This is a genomic window from Micromonospora mangrovicola, from assembly GCF_047200535.1.
Classification (GTDB): Bacteria; Actinomycetota; Actinomycetes; order Mycobacteriales; family Micromonosporaceae; genus Micromonospora.
The window spans coordinates 64,329-83,523 of record NZ_JBJZOG010000018.1 but is presented as its reverse complement, the minus strand read 5'-3'; the positions used below and the strand labels follow the sequence as shown (position 1 = coordinate 83,523).

At 73.8% G+C, this 19,195-nt stretch carries 13 protein-coding genes and 2 pseudogenes; 7 read left to right on the top strand and 8 right to left on the bottom strand.

Going from position 1 to position 19,195, the window contains the following annotated elements:
- Positions 1–49 precede the first annotated feature (49 nt).
- Positions 50–1,258 (bottom strand): globin domain-containing protein, encoded by a 1,209-nt coding sequence (locus ACL02O_RS10525; protein ID WP_412817812.1) that lies wholly within the window; start codon positions 1,256–1,258, stop codon positions 50–52.
- A 163-nt stretch (positions 1,259–1,421) separates the two neighbouring features.
- Between ACL02O_RS10525 and ACL02O_RS10520 the strand changes: the two genes are divergently transcribed.
- Together ACL02O_RS10520 and ACL02O_RS10515 are read left to right on the top strand one after the other, a co-directional pair.
- Positions 1,422–1,859, top strand: coding sequence for an RrF2 family transcriptional regulator (locus ACL02O_RS10520; protein ID WP_412817811.1), 438 nt, complete (start codon positions 1,422–1,424; stop codon positions 1,857–1,859).
- A complete protein-coding gene (locus ACL02O_RS10515; RefSeq protein WP_412817810.1) occupies positions 1,859–2,491 on the top strand; it encodes a class I SAM-dependent methyltransferase in 633 nt (210 codons plus the stop codon). Before ACL02O_RS10520 ends, ACL02O_RS10515 begins: the two co-directional genes overlap by 1 nt.
- A 73-nt stretch (positions 2,492–2,564) precedes the next feature.
- Here the strand turns inward: ACL02O_RS10515 and ACL02O_RS10510 are convergent, their stop codons facing one another.
- On the bottom strand, positions 2,565–3,821 hold the full coding sequence (locus tag ACL02O_RS10510) for an SGNH/GDSL hydrolase family protein (RefSeq protein WP_412817809.1): 1,257 nt from the start codon (positions 3,819–3,821) through the stop codon (positions 2,565–2,567).
- Between the two features lie 302 nt (positions 3,822–4,123).
- Between ACL02O_RS10510 and ACL02O_RS10505 the strand changes: the two genes are divergently transcribed.
- The 4 genes and pseudogenes from ACL02O_RS10505 (at position 4,124) to ACL02O_RS10490 (ending at position 10,114) form a co-directional block, all read left to right on the top strand.
- A complete protein-coding gene (locus ACL02O_RS10505) occupies positions 4,124–6,292 on the top strand; it encodes a DNA gyrase/topoisomerase IV subunit B (protein ID WP_412817816.1) in 2,169 nt (722 codons plus the stop codon).
- A gap of 33 nt (positions 6,293–6,325) precedes the next feature.
- A pseudogene (locus ACL02O_RS10500) lies at positions 6,326–6,589 on the top strand (DNA gyrase subunit A); the annotation flags it as partial.
- Positions 6,590–6,592: 3 nt separating this feature from the next.
- Positions 6,593–7,351: pseudogene (locus tag ACL02O_RS10495) on the top strand (LAGLIDADG family homing endonuclease); the annotation flags it as partial.
- A gap of 183 nt (positions 7,352–7,534) precedes the next feature.
- The gene (locus ACL02O_RS10490; RefSeq protein ID WP_412817815.1) at positions 7,535–10,114 is read left to right on the top strand and encodes a DNA topoisomerase (ATP-hydrolyzing); all 2,580 of its coding nucleotides are present in this window, start codon (positions 7,535–7,537) and stop codon (positions 10,112–10,114) included.
- Positions 10,115–10,205: 91 nt separating this feature from the next.
- Here the strand turns inward: ACL02O_RS10490 and ACL02O_RS10485 are convergent, their stop codons facing one another.
- Positions 10,206–11,552: a uracil-xanthine permease family protein gene (locus ACL02O_RS10485; protein WP_412817808.1), complete on the bottom strand. Its 1,347-nt coding sequence runs from the start codon at positions 11,550–11,552 to the stop codon at positions 10,206–10,208.
- A 123-nt stretch (positions 11,553–11,675) separates the two neighbouring features.
- Entirely contained in the window at positions 11,676–12,308 is a 633-nt protein-coding gene (locus ACL02O_RS10480) for an alpha-ketoglutarate-dependent dioxygenase AlkB (RefSeq protein ID WP_412817807.1), read from the bottom strand.
- Positions 12,309–12,476: 168 nt separating this feature from the next.
- Between ACL02O_RS10480 and ACL02O_RS10475 the strand changes: the two genes are divergently transcribed.
- The gene (locus tag ACL02O_RS10475; protein WP_412817806.1) at positions 12,477–14,450 is read left to right on the top strand and encodes a hypothetical protein; all 1,974 of its coding nucleotides are present in this window, start codon (positions 12,477–12,479) and stop codon (positions 14,448–14,450) included.
- A gap of 249 nt (positions 14,451–14,699) precedes the next feature.
- On the opposite strand, the gene ACL02O_RS10470 is transcribed toward ACL02O_RS10475, so the two are convergent.
- Genes ACL02O_RS10470 through ACL02O_RS10455 form a run of 4 tightly spaced genes read right to left on the bottom strand, consistent with a single transcriptional unit; the run spans position 14,700 to position 19,186 of the window.
- The gene (locus ACL02O_RS10470; protein WP_412817805.1) at positions 14,700–15,755 is read right to left on the bottom strand and encodes a PseG/SpsG family protein; all 1,056 of its coding nucleotides are present in this window, start codon (positions 15,753–15,755) and stop codon (positions 14,700–14,702) included.
- Positions 15,752–16,483: a cytidylyltransferase domain-containing protein gene (locus ACL02O_RS10465; protein WP_412817804.1), complete on the bottom strand. Its 732-nt coding sequence runs from the start codon at positions 16,481–16,483 to the stop codon at positions 15,752–15,754. Before ACL02O_RS10465 ends, ACL02O_RS10470 begins: the two co-directional genes overlap by 4 nt.
- The gene (locus ACL02O_RS10460; protein WP_412817803.1) at positions 16,480–18,306 is read right to left on the bottom strand and encodes a class I SAM-dependent methyltransferase; all 1,827 of its coding nucleotides are present in this window, start codon (positions 18,304–18,306) and stop codon (positions 16,480–16,482) included. Before ACL02O_RS10460 ends, ACL02O_RS10465 begins: the two co-directional genes overlap by 4 nt.
- Positions 18,296–19,186 (bottom strand): hypothetical protein, encoded by an 891-nt coding sequence (locus ACL02O_RS10455; RefSeq protein ID WP_412817802.1) that lies wholly within the window; start codon positions 19,184–19,186, stop codon positions 18,296–18,298. The genes ACL02O_RS10460 and ACL02O_RS10455 overlap by 11 nt, the downstream gene beginning before the upstream one ends.
- Positions 19,187–19,195: the final 9 nt, after the last annotated feature.

Below are 19,195 nucleotides of genomic sequence, written 5' to 3'. Positions count from 1 at the left end.
GGCTTCCCCCCCCCCCCCCCCCCCGCCCGGTGACCGCGGCCGACGGCGCTCAGCGCAGCATGCCGGGGCCGAACACCTCGTACGCGATCCGCTCGTCCGGTACGCCCCGGCGCAGCAGGCCGCCCCGGACCCGGGCCATGAACGGCACCGGCCCGCACAGGTGGACGTGTGCCGCCGGGGCGAGCGGGATCAGCGCCGGCTCGACCAGCCCGTCGGCGATCTCGGCCTTCAGCCCGGTCAGTTCCCCGTCGGCGGTGTCCTCGTACCAGAGCCGGACCGACAGGTTGGGCAGCCGCTCCTGCAGCCCGGGCAGCTCGTGCCGCAGGGCGTGCGCGGCGCCGGTCCGGTCGGCGTGCACCATCGTCACCGGGCGCTCGGGCTCGGTGGCCGCCAGGTGCGCCAGCGCCGCCATCGCCGGGGTGAGGCCGATGCCCGCACTGACCAGCAGCAGCGGCCCGGCGTCGCCGACCGCGCTGACCTCGCCGAACGGCGGGCTGAGCCGGAGCGTGTCGCCGGCCGCCACCCGGTCGTGCAGGAAGCCGGAGACCAGGCCGTCGGGTGCGCCGTCGACGCCGCGCACCCGCTTGACGGTGATCCGCCAGTGGTCGGCGCCGGGCCGGCCGGAGAGGCTGTACTGCCGGATCTGCTGCCCCCGGCCGCCGGCCAGGTCGACCGCGACCGAGACGTACTGCCCCGGGGTGAAGCCGGGCACCGGGCCGCCGTCGGCCGGGACCAGGGTGAACGAGGTGACGTCGGCGGTCTCCGGGGTCTTCTCCACCACCCGCCACTCCTGCCACACCGCGCCGTTCTCCGGCACGCCGGCGACGGTGTAGAGGCGCGCCTCCCGGGCGATCAGCTCGCAGGCCAGCAGCCAGTAGACCTCGTCCCAGGCGGCCGCGACGGCCGGCGTGACGGCCTCGCCGAGCACCTCGGCCACCGCGGCGAGCAGGTGCCGGCCGACGATCGGGTACTGGGTCGCCGTGATGCCCAGCGAGGCGTGCTTGTGCGCGATCCGGTCCAGGATCGGCCCCCACGGCACCGTGCTGCCGCCGGTGAGGTGCTCGGCGTACGCGACCACGGCGGCGGCGAGCGCCGCCTTCTGCTGCCCGGTGGCCTGGTTGCCCCGGTTGAAGATGTCCAGCAGCTCCGGGTGGGCGTCGAACATCCGCTGGTAGAACCGGCCGGTGATCGCCTCACCGTGGGCCTGCACGGCGGGCAGGGTGGCGGTCACCACGGCTGCGGAGGATTCCGAGAGCACAACTACTCCTTCGGGGCGTGGAACGGGTCGAGCCCCACTGAACAGGAATTTGAGATTCCCCTTCAGGGTCGAAGGTCCCGGGGCGGACGTAGTCCCGATCACATCGCACAACCGGACCGTGCGTCTGTTCCGCGAGCTGACGCGGCTCGTTAGGGTCGATGGTGTGAAGCTCAACCGCTCGACGGACATGGCACTTCGGATCGCCATGTTCACCGCGGCGTCGGAGACCCGGACGACGGTGGACGAGCTCGCCACCCAGCTCTCGCTGCCCCGCAGCCACGTGGCCAAGGTGGTGCAGCGGTTGCAGCGGCTCGGTGTGCTGGTGACCATCCGGGGCCGGTCCGGCGGGGTGGCCTTCGCCGAGCGTGCCGGCGAGCTGACCGTCGGGGAGGTGGTCCGCGCCTTCGAGGGCAACGACGAGGTGGTCAACTGCGAACAGCCGACCTGCCCGCTGCTCGGCGGATGCCGGCTCCGCGGCGAGCTGCGCCGGGCCCAGGCCGCCTTCCTCGCCGTGCTCGACGGCGTACGCCTCGGCGACCTGGTCGACGGCGCGGCCGGTCCGCTGCTGCTCAGCCTCGGCGCCCCGGGCAGAGGCGCCTGATGGCCGTCTCGCACCCGGTGTTCGCCCGGGTCTTCACCCGGGCCAGCGTGGCGATGGACCAGGCTGGCGCGGCCGCGCACCGGCGGCGCCTGGTCGCCGGGCTGCGCGGACGGGTGGTCGAGGTGGGCGCCGGCAACGGACGGAACTTCCCGCACTACCCGGCGGGCGTGGCCGGCGTCCTGGCGGTCGAGCCGGAGCCCCGGCTGCGCGCCACCGGCGTGGCCGCGGCCGCCGACGCCCCGGTCCCGGTGACCGTGGCCGCCGGCCTCGGCGAGGCGCTGCCGGTCGCCGACGCCTCCGCCGACGCGGTGGTGTTCTCCCTGGTGCTCTGCTCGGTGCCCGACCAGGCGGCGGCCCTCCGGGAGGCGCACCGGGTGCTGCGCCCCGGCGGCCAGCTCCGCTTCTACGAGCATGTCGCGGCGCGGACGCCGGGGCTGCGCCGGGCCCAGCGCTGGGCGGACGCCACCCTGTGGCCGCGGTGCTGTGCCGGCTGCCACACCGGGCGGGACACCGTGGCGGCGATCCGGGCCGCCGGCTTCACCGTCGTCGAGCTGGACCGGTTCCGGTTCCCGCCGTCGCGGCTCCCGATGCCGGCCGCCCCGCACGTTCTCGGGAGCGCCGTCCGGTCCTGACCGTCGCCGGCGCGGACGCCGCACGCGAGCCCGTGGGGTCCGCCGGACCGGTGGGCCCCACGGGGACGCGGGCTCAGCTCACCGAGATCGTGCCGTCCGGGGCCCGGACGCAGGAGACCGCCCGGGCGCTCGTCGCCGCCGCGCCGCTCAGGCAGCGGCCCAGCACCTGGTGCCCGGCCGCGCTCGGGTGCCAGGACTCCTGGCAGGTCTGGAAGTACGTCCCGCAGGTGTTGGCGATCCGCTGGATGTCGAGCTTGTCGTAGCCGGAGAGGCTGGTGACGAAGACCCCGGTCGGCCCGTCCATCAGGCGGATCGGGGTGGCCAGGGCGTTGCCCGGGCTGCCCGCCGACTCGCACAGCCGGGACCCGTCGAAGGCGCGCTGCACGTTCAGGTAGACCAGGTCGGCGTTCGGGAACTCGGCGGCGAGGGTGGAGCGGACCGAGCTCACCAGGGTGCCGAGGCCCTGGGAGAAGCGCTGGCCGGGCGCCAGGCTGGCCCGGTGGATCGGGCAGCCGGCCGCGTACCGCTCGGCGCCCAGCGCGCGGAACTTGTCCCGGGTGTCGTCCCGGCCGTCCTCGGTCCAGTAGGTCTGGTCCAGCTCGTACGGCAGCGGGTTGGTGTAGTCCTGGAACACGACCCGGTGCTGGCCGTCGGCGTCGACCTGGTCGAGGGTGGTGAGGAGTTGCCGGACGGCCGCGGTGGTCTCCGCGGTCGCGGCGCTGAACTGCGCGGCGGTGGCCAGGTCGGCGTCCGTGCAGGGCTCCTGCTCCACCGGCCCGCCGAGGTAAGCCCAGAACTCCCACCAGCCGGTCCAGGCGTCGGCGATGAACCGGTTGGCGCACTTCTCCGCGACACTGCCGAAGGTGAACGAGCTGTTGTTCGAGCCGAGGCCGACCAGCACGAGGTCGATGTCGTGGGTCTGCGCCACCGCGCGGAGCTGGTCGAGCTGGGCGGCGACCTGCCGTCCCTCGGTCCGGGTGGCCGAGGCGTTGGCGATGTCGTACGGCTGCCCGCCGGAGCAGGCCAGGTTGTACCGGGAGGCGATGGCGGGCAGGTCGGCCTGGAACAGTGAGGCGTTCGGCGACCGGTGGCAGAAGTAGGCGTTGCTGTTCGGCGCCGACCAGCCGGGGAAGCCCTGGGCGACCCCGTTGACGTCGATCACCGGGGCGTACGCCCCGGCGCCCTCGCCGCTGATGAAGCTGTCGCCCAGCGCGACGGCGGCGGTGGGCAGGGCGGCCGCCGCGGGCCCGGCGGGTGCCACGGCGGCCGGCAGGGCCACCGTGGCGACGGCCAGGGCCGCCGCGAGCGCGGTACGACGGAACACGGACATCCCGCGACCTCCCCCTCATTCATCCATCGAAATGTGAAAGATCCTCCGAGGAGGCGATCAGATCACAGGCGTGTGACATGCGTCAATGGCTGGACCTCCCGGCGCGGACCTCCGGCGGGTGCGCCGAGCGCTGCCCGACCCGGCCGCCGGGTCACCCGGTGCGCGGGCCCGGGAAGACAGCCGGAGGGTCGGATCGTTGTCGTGGACGGACGCCTCCTCGCTCCGGCGCCCCGGTGACGGAGGGTGATCCGGACCGCGGGCGGAGCGTAATCGGACAACGCACCGCACCGGGTGCCACAGCTCTGTCGGAGCGCCGGGCTAGGCTCGCTCCGGCGCGCCGCGTCCGGCGATCGAGTTGGGGAGCTCGACACGGTGAGCGGCACCACACCGCCGAGACCTGGGAGTACGACCAGTTGACCGCACAGCCTGAGACCCTGTACGGGGCCGACGACCTGACGCACCTGGAGGGCCTCGATGCCGTCCGCAAGCGCCCTGGCATGTACATCGGCTCGACCGACAGCCGTGGCGTGGGTCACCTCGTCAACGAGATCCTCGACAACTCCACCGACGAGGGTGTGGCGGGCCACGCCAGCAAAGTCGAGGTGATCCTGCACGCCGACGGCTCGGTGCAGGTCGACGACGACGGCCGGGGAATCCCTACCGACGTGCACGCCAAGTCCGGCATCTCCGGGGTCGAGCTGGTGCTCACCCGGCTGCACGCGGGCGGCAAGTTCGGCGGCTCGGGCTACAAGACCTCCGGCGGCCTGCACGGTGTGGGCGCCTCCGCGGTCAATGCCCTCTCCCGGCGGTTCGACGTCACCGTCCGCCGGGGCGGCAAGATCCACTCGATGTCGTTCCGGCACGGCGTACCGGGGGTGTTCGACGGCGACGGCCCGGACGCGCCGTTCACCCCCGGCCCGGGCCTGCAGACCGTCGGCGCGATGAAGCGCGGTCAGCGCACCGGCACCTCGATCCGCTGGTGGCACGACCCGCGCTACTTCGAGACCGGGGCGAAGCTCGACACCGAGGCGGTCCGGCTCAAGCTCCGCAACACCGCCTTCCTCGTCCCCGGCGTGGCGTACCTGCTGCGCGACGAGACCGGCGACGAGGCCGTGCGGGAGAGCTTCCACTTCCCGAACGGCCTCACCGACATGGTGGAATACCTGGCCCCGGCCGGCGACCGGCCGGTCTCCGGGACCCTGCTCGTCACCGGCGAGGGGACCTACCGGGAGAACGCCGCCGACGCCAACGGCGTGATGCAGTCCAACGTGCAGCGCCGGGCCGAGGTCGAGGTGGCGTTCCGCTGGGGCACCGGCTACGAGCGCACCGTCGAGTGCTTCACCAACACCATCCGCAACGCGCACGGCGGCACCCACCGCAAGGGCTTCGAGCGGGCCCTGGCGCGCACGCTGGCCGAAGCCGCCCGCAACACCCGTGGCCTGCTCAAGCCCAAGGAGGACGCGCCCACCCTGGACGACGTCCTGGAGGGCATGACCGCGGTCGTGCACGTGCGGATCCCGGAGCCGCAGTTCACCTCGCAGACCAAGGACGAACTCTCTACCGCCGGCATCACCAAGGTGCTGCAGGGCCTGGTCGAGCAGCACCTCAAGGCCTGGCTGGAGGACCGGAAGACCAAGGCCGAGGCCCGTACGGTGCTGCAGAAGATCGTCGACGCGGCCCGGGTCCGGCTCACCCAGAAGCAGCAGAAGGACGCCGCCCGGCGCAAGACCGCCCTGGAGGGCGCGTCGATGCCGGCCAAGCTGGTCGACTGCCGGGCCACCGGGGTGGACCGCAGCGAGCTGTTCATCGTGGAGGGTGACAGCGCCCTCGGCACCAGCCGGATGGCCCGCTCCTCGGAGTACCAGGCCCTGCTGCCGATCCGCGGCAAGATCCTCAACGTGCAGAAGGCGAACCTCCAGCAGGTGCTGGACAACGCCGAGTGCGCGGCGATCGTGCAGGTGCTCGGGGCGGGCTCGGGGCGCACCTTCGACCTCTCCGCGATGCGCTACGGCCGGGTGCTCATCATGGCCGACGCGGACGTCGACGGCGCGCACATCCGTACCCTGCTGATCACGCTCTTCGCCCGCTACATGCGGCCGCTGATCGAGGCCGGCCGGCTCTACGCGGCGATGCCGCCCCTGCACAAGATCACCACGAAGGGGCGCAACCCGCAGACGATCTACACCTACACCCAGGCCGAGATGGAGGCGACGGTCCGCAAGCTGGAGAAGGCCGGCAAGCAGATCGTCACCCCGATCCCGCGCTTCAAGGGACTCGGCGAGATGGACGCCGACGAGCTCTGGGAGACCACCATGAACCCGGCCACCCGGGCGGTCCGCCGGATCACCCTCGACGACGTCGAGGCCGCCGAGCGGATCCTCGAGCTGCTCATGGGGGAGAAGGTCGAACCCCGCCGCAACTGGCTCATCGAGTCGGCCGACCGGGTCGACCGCGAAGCCATCGACGCCTGACCACCGGGATCGTTGGGGAAGGAAAGCTGAACCATGGCACGCCGTAGGGACGACCGCGCCCGCGCCGACCTGTCCGCGTTCGACCAGGCCGGGGCGCGGGTCTTCGACAACCCGCTGGTCACCGAGGTCTCCGACTCCTACCTGGAGTACGCCTTCTCGGTCATCCACTCCCGCGCCCTGCCCGACGCGCGGGACGGCCTGAAGCCGGTGCACCGGCGCATCCTCTGGTCGATGTACGAGCAGGGCCACCGCCCCGACCGGGGGCACGTCAAGTCGGCCCGGATCGTCGGGGACTGCTTCGTGGCAGGCACGCTGGTCTCGACACCCGCGGGTCTGCGACCGATTGAGGATGTCGAGATCGGTGACTTGGTCTTGGACGGTGACGGGAAAGCTGTCCCGGTGACGGCCGTCTACGAAAATCCGGACTCGGAGTTGGTCCGAGTCACCTGGAGCAACGGTCATACCATGACCGTGACTCCAGGGCAGCGGTTCCGGGTCGTGGGCGAAGACCTGAGTGTCCGTTGGGCCGAGGCTGGGGACCTCACGGGCCGCCTCACGGTGGCGTACGGCAGGGGTCGTTCGACGGCTGCGCCGTTGCGCGGTGACGTCTACGGCTATGTTCGCGGACTGGTGGTTGCAGAAGGCTTCGCCGCCGACCGGTCGCGTGCGGCGGATGGTCGTGTACGGCTGCACATGTGCGACGTCGAACCACTCGACGTCGCGCACGCGTGGGCCATCGCGAACGGCTTGAACGCCTCACGTGGCAAGCGTGAAGCACAGAAACCCGGTCATCGTGACCAACACATCCTGACCTTTGCCCGTCACGAGGGCCTGCTCGAGGTCGCCACGCCGCTCAGTCCCGGCAAGCGCGTCCCGGCCGACATCCTTGCGGACCGCTCCGCGTGGGCGCCGTTTCTCGCCGGCTTCTTCGACGGCGACGGCTACGTCCGCAAGCGGTTCCGGGAACTCGTTTTCGTAAGCACCAGCGAGGTGCTGGTGCGTCAGATCTACGCCATGCTGTCCGACCTTGGGCTGCACGGCCACCACTGGACCAGCGGACGGAGCAACCACCAAACGCTGCTCGGCTTGTCCGTGACCGGACGGGACGCCGCCGTCCTTGCTGAGCTGCTCCTGCCTTGGGTGCGGATCGGGTACAAGGGCGACGGCCTCCGGCGGGTGATCGAACTCGGATACCAGTACGGCGGCAAGCAGGGTAACGATCGGCTGCCCTGCGGACCGGTGATGCAGGAGTTCGCCGCCGCCCACCACGGGGGCGGTTGGTTCCGAGACGAGGCGGGTAACGCTTTCCGAGCCTCATTGTCGGGGGCTGGGGGCGCAGTGCGCTACGGAAAGGACCGCAACGGCGTGCCGCTGGCTGAGCGGTCGTTTCCTCTCTGGCGTGCCGAGCGAGACGGCTGGGTCCGTAAGCTTCGCCGGATCGGCTCGCCTCTTGCCGACCGCCTTGAACACCTCACGGGCCGCTCGTTCCTTCGAGTGATCTCGGTCGAGGCGGTGGCTCCCGCCACCACGTACGACATCCAGGTCGGCTCCGATGAGCATGCCTTCGTCGCCGAGGGCTACGTGGTGCACAACTGTATGGGTAAGTACCACCCGCACGGCGACGCTGCCATCTATGACGCAATGGTGCGAATGGCGCAGGACTTTTCCCTGAACATTCCACTTATTGATGGGCATGGAAATTTTGGAAGCCCAGACGATGGACCCGCTGCTCCGCGTTACACCGAGGCCCGGATGTCCCGGGAGGCGATGCTGCTCGTCGGCGAGCTGGGCGAGGACACCATCGATGTCGAGCCCAACTACGACGGCTCGCTCACCCAGCCCACCGTGCTGCCGGCGGCCTTCCCCAACCTGCTGGTCAACGGCGCGTCCGGGATCGCGGTCGGCATGGCCACCAACATGATCCCGCACAACCTGGGCGAGGTCGTCCAGGCGGCCCGCTGGCTGATCAACCACCCGGACGCCACGCTGGACAAGCTCATGGAGTTCGTTCCCGGCCCCGACCTGCCCACCGGTGGACTGCTGCTCGGCCTGGACGAGGTGCGCCGGGCGTACGAGACCGGGCGTGGTGTGGTGCGGATGCGGGCCCGGGTGGAGATCGGCCCGCTGGAGGGCAGCCGGGGCCGGCAGGCCATCACGGTCACCGAGCTGCCGTACGGCGTGGGCGCGGAGAAGGTCATCGCGGCCATCACCAACGAGGTGAACAAGACCAAGCGGCTCACCGGCATCGCCGACGTCAAGGACCTCACGGACCGGGAGAACGGCACCCGGCTGGTCATCGAGTGCAAGGTCGGGGTCAACCCGCAGGCGCTGCTGGCCGACCTCTACCGGCTCACCCCGCTGGAGCAGTCCTTCGGCGTGAACAACCTGGTCCTGGTGGACGGGCAGCCGCAGACCCTGGGGCTCAAGGAGCTGCTGGAGGTCTTCCTCGCCCACCGGTACGAGGTGGTCACCCGGCGCAGCGCCTACCGCAAGCGCAAGCGGGAGGAGCGGCTGCACCTGGTCGACGGTCTGCTGATCGCCCTGCTCGACATCGACAAGGTGGTCAAGCTGATCCGGGCCAGCGAGGACGCCCAGGCCGCCAAGGACGGCCTGATGCAGAAGTTCAAGCTCTCCGAGATCCAGGCCACGTACATCCTGGACACCCCGCTGCGCCGGTTGACGAAGTACGACCGGCTGGAGCTGGAGGCCGAGCAGGAGAAGCTGCGCGGCGAGATCGCCGAGCTGTCGAAGATCCTCGACGATGAGAAGGTGCTGCGGAAGCTGGTCTCCGACGAGCTGGCCACCGTGGTCAAGCAGTTCGCCGCCCCGCGCCGCACCACCCTGGTCGACGGCGACCTCAAGGAGGTGCTCGCGGCCTCCGTCCCGGCCGGTCCCCTGGAGGTGGCCGACGACCCGTGCCAGGTCATCCTCTCGGCCACCGGGCTGGTCGCCCGGACCGCGGCCGAGTCGGAGGAGGCCGCCGAGGCGCGGCGACGCAGCGGGCGGGTCAAGCACGACGCGGTACGCGCCGTGGTGCACTCCACCGCCCGGGGCCGGGTGCTCCTGGTCACCAGCGCTGGCCGCGCCTTCAAGATCGACGTGCTGCCGCTGCCGGTGCTGCCCGAGCAGTCGGGCACGGTGTCGTTGCGCGGCGGCATGTCCGCCGCCGAGCTGGTGCCGCTGGAGCCCGGGGAGACGGTGGTCGGGCTGGCGCCGCTCGGCCCGCCCGCCGAGGGCTCGCCCGGCCTGGCGCTGGGCACCCGGCACGGCGTGGTGAAGGTCTGCGCGCCCGAGTGGCCGGTCCGCTCCGACGAGTTCGAGGTGATCTCACTGCGCGACGGCGACGAGGTGATCGGGGCGACCTGGCTCACCGACGGCAAGGAGACTCTCGCGTTCGTCTCCTCCGAGGCGTCGCTGCTGCGCTTCCCGGCGTCCCTGGTCCGCCCGCAGGGCATCAAGGGCGGCGGCATGGCCGGTATCAACCTGCCGGCCGGGGCGCGGGCGGTCTTCTTCGGCGCGGTCCGCACCGACGACCCGGGGCACGGGGAGCCGATGGTGGTCACCTCCACCGGTGCGACCGTCAAGGTGACGCCGTTCAAGGCGTACCCGGCGAAGGGGCGGGCGACCGGCGGGGTGCGCGCGCAGCGGTTCCTCAAGGGCGAGGTGGACCTGGCCGTCGCCTGGGTCGGCCCGCGCCCGGTGGGCGCAACCGCCAACGGCGACCCGGTGGAGCTGCCCCCGGCGGACCCGCGCCGCGACGGTTCCGGCTTCGCGGTGATGCTCGGCCCCGCCGTCGTCGGCCACCAGATCGAACGGGACTGACCGCCACCAGCGGTCCTCGACTGCGGCATGTCGCGCCTTCCCAGCAGGGGAATGGCGCGACATGCCGCATCTCGTTTGCCGATCCGGCCCGTCAGAGTTCGGGTTCGGGCCCGCGGCGGGACTCGGCAGTGGTGCCGCGGAGGCGGGCGATCAGCCGCATGCCGTGATAGATGAGCAGGGCGGCGGCGGTGCCCAGGGCGATGCCGTTGAAGGACAGGTCGCCGGCGGTGAGGGTGTAGTTGGCCGCGCCGATGATCAGCGCGACCGCCGCGGTCATCAGGTTGACCGGGTCGTGGAAGTCGACCCGGTTCTCGATCCAGATCCGGGCGCCCAGGATGGCGATCAGGCCGTACAACGCGGTCGTCGCGCCGCCCAGCACGCCGGCCGGCACGGTGAGGATCAGCGCGCCGAACTTCGGGCAGAGCCCGAGCAGTACCGCCGCCACCCCCGCCACCCAGTACGCGGCGGTGGAGTAGACCCGGGTCGCCGCCATCACGCCGATGTTCTCCGCGTAGGTGGTGGTGCCGGAGCCGCCGCCGGCACCGGCGAGCACGGTGGCCAGACCGTCACCGAGGAACGCCCGCCCCATGTCCTTGTCGAGGTTGCGGCCGGTCATCGTGGCCACCGCCTTGACGTGGCCCGCGTTCTCCGCGATCAGCACCAGGATCACCGGGACCACCAGCACCACCGCACGCAGGCTGAACCCGGGGGCGTGGAACTGCGGCAGGCCCACCCAGGCGGCCTCCCTCAACCCGGTGACCGCCTTCGGGTCGAGCTCGCCGAGCAGCGCGGCCAGCGCCCAGCCGACCACCACGCCGAGCAGGATGGACAGTCGGGCCAGGAATCCCCGGAAGGCCACCGTGGCGACCAGGATCGCGACCAGGGTGACCACCGCGATCAGCGGCTGCGCCCTGACGCCCGTGCCGCTGCCGCCGCCGTCCCAGGCCACCGGGGCGAGGTTGAGCCCGATCAGCGCCACGATCGCGCCGGTCACCACGGGCGGCATCAGCGCGTCGATCCAGCGCGACCCGGCCAGCTGCACCACCACGCCGACCAGGGCCAGCGCGGCGCCGGCCACCACGATGCCGCCCAGCGCGGCACCGATGCCGCCGTCGGTCTTCGCGGCCAGCACCGGGGCGATGAACGCGAACGACGAGCCCAGGTACGAGGGCAGCCGGTTACCGGTGATCAGCAAAAAGAGCAGCGTGCCCAACCCGGAGAAGAAGAGCGTGGTGGCCGGCGGGAAGCCGGTGATCAGCGGCACGGTGAAGGTGGCGCCGAACATCGCCACCACGTGCTGCACGCCGATGCCGACCGTACGCGGCCAGGAGAGCCGCTCGTCCGGGTGCACCACGTCGCCGGGGCGCACCGACCGGCCGTCGCCGTGCAGGCTCCACGGGGACCAGCGGGATCGTGGTTCGGTGGGGGACCGGGTCATGCTACGCCCTTCGCGTCGACAGGTGACGGGGGCGTGATCACCCTGAGAGTCGTTTGTAGCACGGCGTCGGGCTGACCTGCGGCCAGCCCTGGCGGCGTACCACCCGCCGGGCGGGCGGCGCGGTCAGGCCACGCCGGCCGGACGGAACTGCACGCTGACCCGGGGCCCGACCGGGCGGGTGGTCTTCGGCACGGCGTGCTCCCAGGTGCGCTGGCAGGAGCCGCCCATCACGATCAGGTCGCCGTGCCCGAGGGGGAACCGCAGACTCTCGCCGCCGCCGCGCGGGCGCAGCAGCAGGGAACGCGGGGAGCCGAACGAGACGATGGCGACCAGGGTGTCGGAGTGGGCGGAGCGGCCCAGCGTGTCCCCGTGCCAGGCGACGCTGTCCCGGCCCGAGCGGTACAGGCACATCCCGGCCGTCACGAAGGGCTCGCCCAGCTCGGGCGCGTAGTGCCGGGTCAGTGCGGTCCGGGCCGCGTCGAGGAGCGGGTGCGGCAGCGGCCGGCGCGGGCCGTACCAGCAGAGCAGCCGGGGCACGTCCACCTCGGCGTCGTACATGGTGCGGCGCTCCGCCCGCCACGGGACCTCCCGCAGCAGCGTCTCGAACACCTCGTCGGAGCTGGTGACCCAGCCGGGCAGGTGGTCGACCCAGGCACCCCGGCCCAGCGGGTGCCGGCGCAACCGACCCGCCAGCGGACCCAGCGACGGGGAGCCGGCGAGGTCGAGCATCGACGGCTGGTAGGCGGTGCCGGTCATCCACCCACCCTACCCGCCGGCTTGATACAGGTGTACGACCGGCGGCGTTCCGTCGCCCGATGCTCACCTGCCGCACATGTCGCCGTCGCCGCCCGTCGCCACGGCCCACCTACCGTGGGCCCCCGCCGTCCGGACCAGGGACGGCTGGCAGCCGAGGAGAGACGACACGTGCAGAGCAGCTCGACCGACGTGCCGGCGGCACAGCGACCGGTGGCGCCGCCGGACCGGCCCGCACCGCCTCCGACGTCGCCACACCCGCGGGCCCGCCGGGTCACCGCCGTCGCGCTCTGGCTCGCCGCCGCCTGGCTGCTGCCCGTCCTGGCGTACGCACTGGATGCGGCCGCCGTGCTGCCGCCGCTGGTGCTGGCGCTGACCGCCGGGCTGCTGCGCGCCGGCCGTACGCTGCTCGACCGTCTGGTGCTGGCCACGGCGCTGCTGCTCGGCGCGGTCAGCGCCGCCGGGCTGCTCTTCTCCAGTTGGCCGTGGGGCCTGCATCCGGTGCCGGTGGCCGGAACCGCGCTCACCGTGCTGCTCGGCGTCGCACTGGCCACCCGACGGCGACCACGCTGGCTCCGGCCCGCCCCGGCGGACCTGCCGCCGGTCCTGGCCGCGCTGGCCGGCGCGGTGGCACTGGGCTGGCCGTACCTGCGCGCCGGTGACCTGGCCGGGCGGCTGGCGTACGCGATGATCGGCGAGGACAACAGCCGGCACCTGGTCACGGTGGAGGGGATCCGGCTGGTCGGCGGCTACCTCTTCACCGATCCGCAGGCCGCCGCCCGCGTGGCGCCCGAGGGAATGGTCTGGTACCCGCAGGGCTTCCACCTCACCGCCGCGCTGCTGGACACCTTCCTGCGCTCCACCACCACCGCGGGCGACCCGGTCGACGCGCTCGGCCACTACCTCGGCTGGGCGCTCTGCGCGTACGCGCTGCTGGTGCTCGCCCTGGTCTGGGCCGCGACTCGGATCGCCGGGCGGCAGCTCGATCCGGCCCGGACCTGGGCGGTGGCCGGCGTGGCCACCGTGCTCTGCCTCGGCTCCGAGCTGGCCCGGTTCGTGGTTTACGGCTACCCGGGAGAGACGCTCGGGCTGGCGCTCTGCGCGCTGCTGGTGGCGGTGCTCTGCCGTCCGGTCGCCGGCATTGGCACCCAGCTCTGCCTGGTCGGCGCGCTCTGCGTCGGGGTGGGCTTCGCGTACCTGATGTTCCTGCCGGTGGTGGCGGTGCTGGTGGCGGCCTGGCTGGTGCGGCAGCGCCGGGCGCTGCTCCGCCGTCCGCTGGTGCTGGCCGGGGTGGCCCTGGTCGCGGTGCCGCTGACCCCGCTGACCAGCATCGCCGGCCTGCTCCACACGAAGCAGCTGGACAACGTGGCCGTCGGCGCGACGGTGGAGCCCCGCTACGACGCGTTCCTGGCGCTCACCGCGCTGGTCGCCGCCGGCCTGCTCGCCGGTGGCCTGCGCCTGCCGGTGTGGCGGCGGTACGCCGGCGCGCTCGGCACCGGCCTGGTCTTCGTGCTCGGCGTCCGGATCTGGTTCCACCTGCTCGGCACCGCCCCGCGCTACTACTACGGCAAGACCCTGCACCTGCTGCTGATGCTGCTCCTGGTCGGGGTCGGCGCGCTGACCCTGCTGCTGCCCCCGCCGGGAACCCGGGCCGCCCGTCGGCCGGGCGTGGTCGCCCGGTTCGCGGTGGCGGCGGCGGTGGTGATCGCCGCGGCCGGGGTGGCCGGGCTGCCCCGCGGCACCGGCGTCTTCGCCCAGCCCTTCGGCGGGCCCAGCACCACCTGGGCGGCAGCCTGGTGGTCGGGGCGGCTGGCCCGGCCCCACGCGGCGGACCTGACCGTCCGGGCGCTGGCCCAGGCCCCGGTCGAGCCCGGCACGGTGACCGTGCTGGCCAGCGGCACCCGACGGGAGGGCTACCTGTGCAGCCTCTTCCTGGCCACCCTCCAGGGCACCGCCGGGGCGTCCGCGCCGGGGTACTACGCCCTGCCGCTGGCCGAGCCGGCCCGGTCGGCGGCGGTGGTGGCGGCGGTGCCGGGCCCGATCCGCTTCGTCGCCGTCGACGACGACGCCGAGGCCGTGGTGCGCCAGTTGCTCGCCGACCACCCCGACCTGCGGACCCGGGTCCGCCTGGACCGCCTGCGCTGACTGCCCCGCCCGCCCTTGGGAGCCGCCGGGGCGCGCGGGCCGGGGTGTCGCGCGCGGGCTTGGAGGTGCCCGCACGGGTTGCGGCAGGCCGGGGTCTCCGGTGCCGCCGAGGGTGCGGTCTGCCGCAGGGCGTGTGGATCTTGGGGTTCGGCGGGCGGCGGGTCTCCGCTCCGGCCCGGCCCCGGCCCGCCCCAGCCGGCCCCGGTCCGGCGCGGCCCGGCCCGGCCTCGGCCCTCTGCGGCTCGGGGGTCAGTGGGGGGCGGGGTTGGCGAGCAGGGCGAGGACCGCGTCGACCACCCGGGCCCGGCCCGCGCCGTCCACCGTGGACCAGCCCCGGGCGGAGAGGTCGGCCCGCCGCTCCGCGGACGTGAGCAGCTCGCGCAGCGTCCGGACCGCTCCGGCGCGGGCGGCGTGGCCGTCCGGACCGGCGGCGACCAGCGTGGGCAGCTCGCCGAGCCCGGCGGCGACCCCTTCCCGGATCACCCGGTGATACGACTCGCGCTGGTTGTCCACCACGCAGACCAGCGCCGACGGCGCGCCGAGGCAGCAGAGTTCCCAGGTGGACGTGCCGGCGGCGGAGACCACCAGGTCCGCCCCGGCGATCAGCTCGGGCAGCGTGTCGGTCGGCGGCACCAGCCGGAGGGTCTGGCCGCGGGCGGGGCGCAGCGCCGTCAGGTCCGCCTCCAGCGGCTCCCGGGCGACCACCACGGTCAGCTCCATCGGCTGCCCGGTGGCGAGCAGCAGGCGGGTCAGCGGCGGGGCGGCGCCGAATGCGTCGGTGCCGCCGAAGAAGGCGAGCACCCGGGGCCGGGCGACCGGCGTCGGCGGTCGTGGCGCGGCCGGCCGCCGGCTGAGCACCTCCCGGCGGAGCAGGGCGTACCCGGTGCCGGCGAGCAGCCGCTCGGCCGGCGCGACGGTGTCGGCACCGAGGTTCTGGTCCAGGTACAGGTCCGCGTCCTGGCCGCGGGTGTCGCCGTCCACCACGGCGAGGGTGCGGATCCCGGCCGCGCGCAGCGCGCCCGCGCACGCCGGATCCAGCTCGTACGAGTCGAGGACCAGCACGTCCAGCGCGTGCTCGCGGGCCGCCGCGACCAGCCCCGCCGGGGTGTCCGGGCCGGCCCGGTGCGGGATGCCCCGGGCGGCGAGCTGCCGGGCCGCCCAGTCCACGCCCGCCACGCTGCCGAGCAACTGCACCTGGGCGCCCCGGGCGAGGAACTCCTCACCGAGGGCGAGGCAGCGGACCAGGTGGCCGACGCCGCGGCGCGGTCCCGCGTCGCAGCGCAGTCCGACGCGGACCCCGGTCACGACTCCTCCAGCCGCTTCTGCCGGACCCCGGCGTTCAGCGCGCGCAGCGCCGGCTGGCCGTCCAGCCAGTCGGCGAGCTTCGCCAGCGGCACGCTGACGTCGCCGAAGTGGTCGACCACCGCCCGCACCAGCGCCCAGTCCTGCTCGGTGTCCAGGGTGAGCCGCAGGTCGGAGCGGTCCGGGGCGAGGGTCACCCCGAGTACCCGGAAGAGCTCGGGGTGGGTGTACGCGTACGAGGTGACGTGCACCCGGTGGTGGTCGGTGGCGAGCCGTTGCAGGGTGCGCAACGCCGCCGCGTCGATGATCTCCACGTCCGTGCCGCGGGGTAGGGTACGGGCGATCGACGTGCTGACGTAGTCGAGCCCCGGGACCGCCCGGTAGACGTCGGCGACCAGGCGGATGATCTCCGGGTCGAGCAGCGGGCAGTCGGCGGTGAACCGGGCCACCGCGTCGCCGGGGTGGGCGTCGAGGGCGCCGACGAAGCGGTCGAGCACGTCGTCGACCGGCCCCCGGTGGCAGGGCACGTCGAGGCGGGCGCTTTCGGCGACGACCGCGTCGTCGACCGGCTCGGTGCTGGTGGCCACCACGAGGTCGGCGAGGACGCCGCTCTCCCGGGCGGCGCGGACCACCCGGCCGAGGACGGTACGACCGGTTAGGGGGCGCAGTACCTTGCCGGGCAGCCGGGACGAGCCCATCCGGGCCTGGACGATGCCGACGATGCGGGTCACTGCTGCTCCTCCCGGACGATCCGGCGGCGCAGCGCCGCGCGCAGCCGTCGTTTCGCCGCCCGGGCGGCCCGCCTGGCCCACCGGGCCGGGGTGATGACGAGCCGTCCCACCCGGAAGCTGACCGACCCGCTCAGCAGGTTGATCATGGCGTCGGCCCGGCGCAAGGCGCGTTCCCGGCTGGTGAGCAGATCCTCGGTCCAGCCCAGCACCGCGCGTACCCGGCCCAGTTCCTCGCGCTGGCGCAGCCACGCCTCCCGCAGCTGCTGGTAGCTCTCCGGGCCGGGGGGCGGTGACGTCGGCTCCAGCGCCCCCAGCTCGTCGGCGAGCTTCAGCCGGCCCTTCGCGTCCAGGCCGTGGAGGGCGGCCACGACCGCCGCCTCGGTCTCCACCGCCGCGGCCACCGTGGCACGACCCAGCTCCCTGCCGGCCATTCCGCCGAGGACGACGGTGAGCCCGGCCAGGTCCAGGGTGGACGGCCAGGGGTGGGCGTACCCGCCGGTCAGCAGGACGGTGGCGAACCGCCACAGCCCGCGCGCCAGCGCCACCTCCACGGTGAGCGGCGCCGCGGCCTGCCAGCTCGGGTCGAGCACGGCGAAGTCGTCGCCGGCCACCACCACGTTGTCCACCCCGGCCAGGGCCGGGGCACCGGAGAGCCGGCCGTCGACCGCGGACGAGTCGAGCCAGCGGGCGTAGCCGGAGAGCAGGGTGCGTAGCGTGTCCAGGTCCCGGCGCAGGCAGGCGTCCAGCAGCAGGGTGCGCAGCAGCCGGCCCGTCGGCGCCGGCCCGGCCAGCGCGCCCGCGTCGCGGTACGCGGCGGTGCGGCTGGCGTACGGCCCGGTGGCCGGCTCGGTCCGTGCCGGTGGGTCGGTGACCCGCCAGTGCCAGCCGTGCGCGGCGGCCACTACCTCGACCACCCCGACGCCGGGCGGCCCGGTCCGGGTCAGCGCCATCGGCAGGTCGGCCCGCTCCGCCCCGGGAACGCCGTCCCGCCGGGCGAGGACCACCCAGGCCGGGGCGAGTTGGCTGCCCAGCCCGGCGTGCAGGGCGTCGACCGCGAGCCGGGCCGGGTCCTGGAGCACCGACCGGCTGGCGTACCCACCGGCGCAGGCGCCGTGCAGCACGGCGTCGAGCAGCCCGGCGGAGGTCTCGCGGTCGAGCGCCTCGGTGGCCACCAGCGCCGTCACGGCGGCCGGGTGCGGGTACCCGGCGAAGCAGGCGTCCGGGGTGAGACCGGCGCCGGTGAGCCGGCCGTGCAGCTGGTCGAGGTTGGCCGGATGACCGGCGTCCAGCACGCCGTCGATGGTCCACGCCGCGTCGTCGCGGTCGGCGTACCAGGGGGAGACGTCGACCATCCGGTGCAGGCCCACCGGGTTGTCCAGGCGCAGCAGCAGGGTGCCGCCCGGGCGCAGCGCGCCGGCAAGGGTGGCCAGCACCCCGTCCCAGCCGAGCCGGGCCCCCTCGACCGACTCCACCGGGTCCAGCCCCGACGCGGCGATGACCACGTCGTACGTCTCGCCCGCCGGCAGGCCGGTGGGCCCGCCGACGATCACCCGCACCGCCCGGTCGCCGGCGAGCTCGGCCAGCGCCGCCCCGTCCAGGTGGCTGCGGAGCAGACAGGTGACCTCGGCGTGGGCCAGCCGGTCGAGGAACGCCGGCTCGTGCGGCCCGGCCAGCAGCACCCGGGCGCCGGCCGGCACCACGCGGGCCGCGAGCGCGGCGAGCGGCCCGCCACCGGCCACCCCGTCGGCACGCAGATCGGACCAGGCCAGCATCTCGCCGCCCGGCAGGGTGATCCGCCGGGCCTGGGCAGTGTCAGTCGTCAACGTCGTTCTCCTGGAGGTGCGCCCAGCCGAGCAGCTCGCGCAGCTCGGCCGGGGCGCAGCGGTGGTCGGTGCCCAGTTCGGCGCGGGCGATCTCGACGGCGGTGGACAGGTCCACCGACTCGCCGTGCAGCTCCGGCCACTGGCGGCGGATGCGGGCGGTGCCACCGAACGTGGGGTCCTCGTCGGCGAGCACCATCGGGTCGCCGTAGACGGCCGGCTCGCAACCGGCGGCGATGCCGTAGAAGATGGCGCTGGTCAGCCGATTGGAGGCGACCCGCTGGTGCCGGCGCAGCTCGGTGAGCTGCTTGTCGAGGAAGAGCGGGTCGGTGTCCCGCCACCAGTGCCCGCGGTAGCCGTGGCAGATGACCCGAAAACCGGCGCGCTCGTAGAGCCGTCGCACCCGGCGCATGCCGTACTCGTGCCAGTAGAGGCAGACGGTGACCGGGCCGGGCTCGGTGTCCCGGATCCGCGCGATCAGCTCCTTGTGGTCACCCTTGACGTGCTGTCCCTCCCACCCGTGGAACGGGTACCAGATGGTCCCTTCCCGCTCCACCGGCTCAGCCTCCACCGGCTCGGCCTCCACCGGCTCGGCCTCCGCCGGCTGCGGCGGGTCCTCCGGGCCCAGCGCGAGCAGGTAGGTGAACGGCGCGCCGATGACCACCACGTTGCGCCGCCCCACCGCCCAGGCGCGGCGCCGGGTCTGCTCCGACCAGAGCAGGCTCGGCGTCCGTTCGGCGTAGGGGTGGCCGGGCGCCAGCCCGTCGCCGATGTTCCAGCCGTGCTGGACGTAGCCGTTGATCCGGGGCGGGTGGCGGTCGCCGAGCCCGCAGTAGCGGGCCAGCACGTGGGCGTGGCCGTAGAAGTGGTTGGCGTGATGCATCGGTTTCCG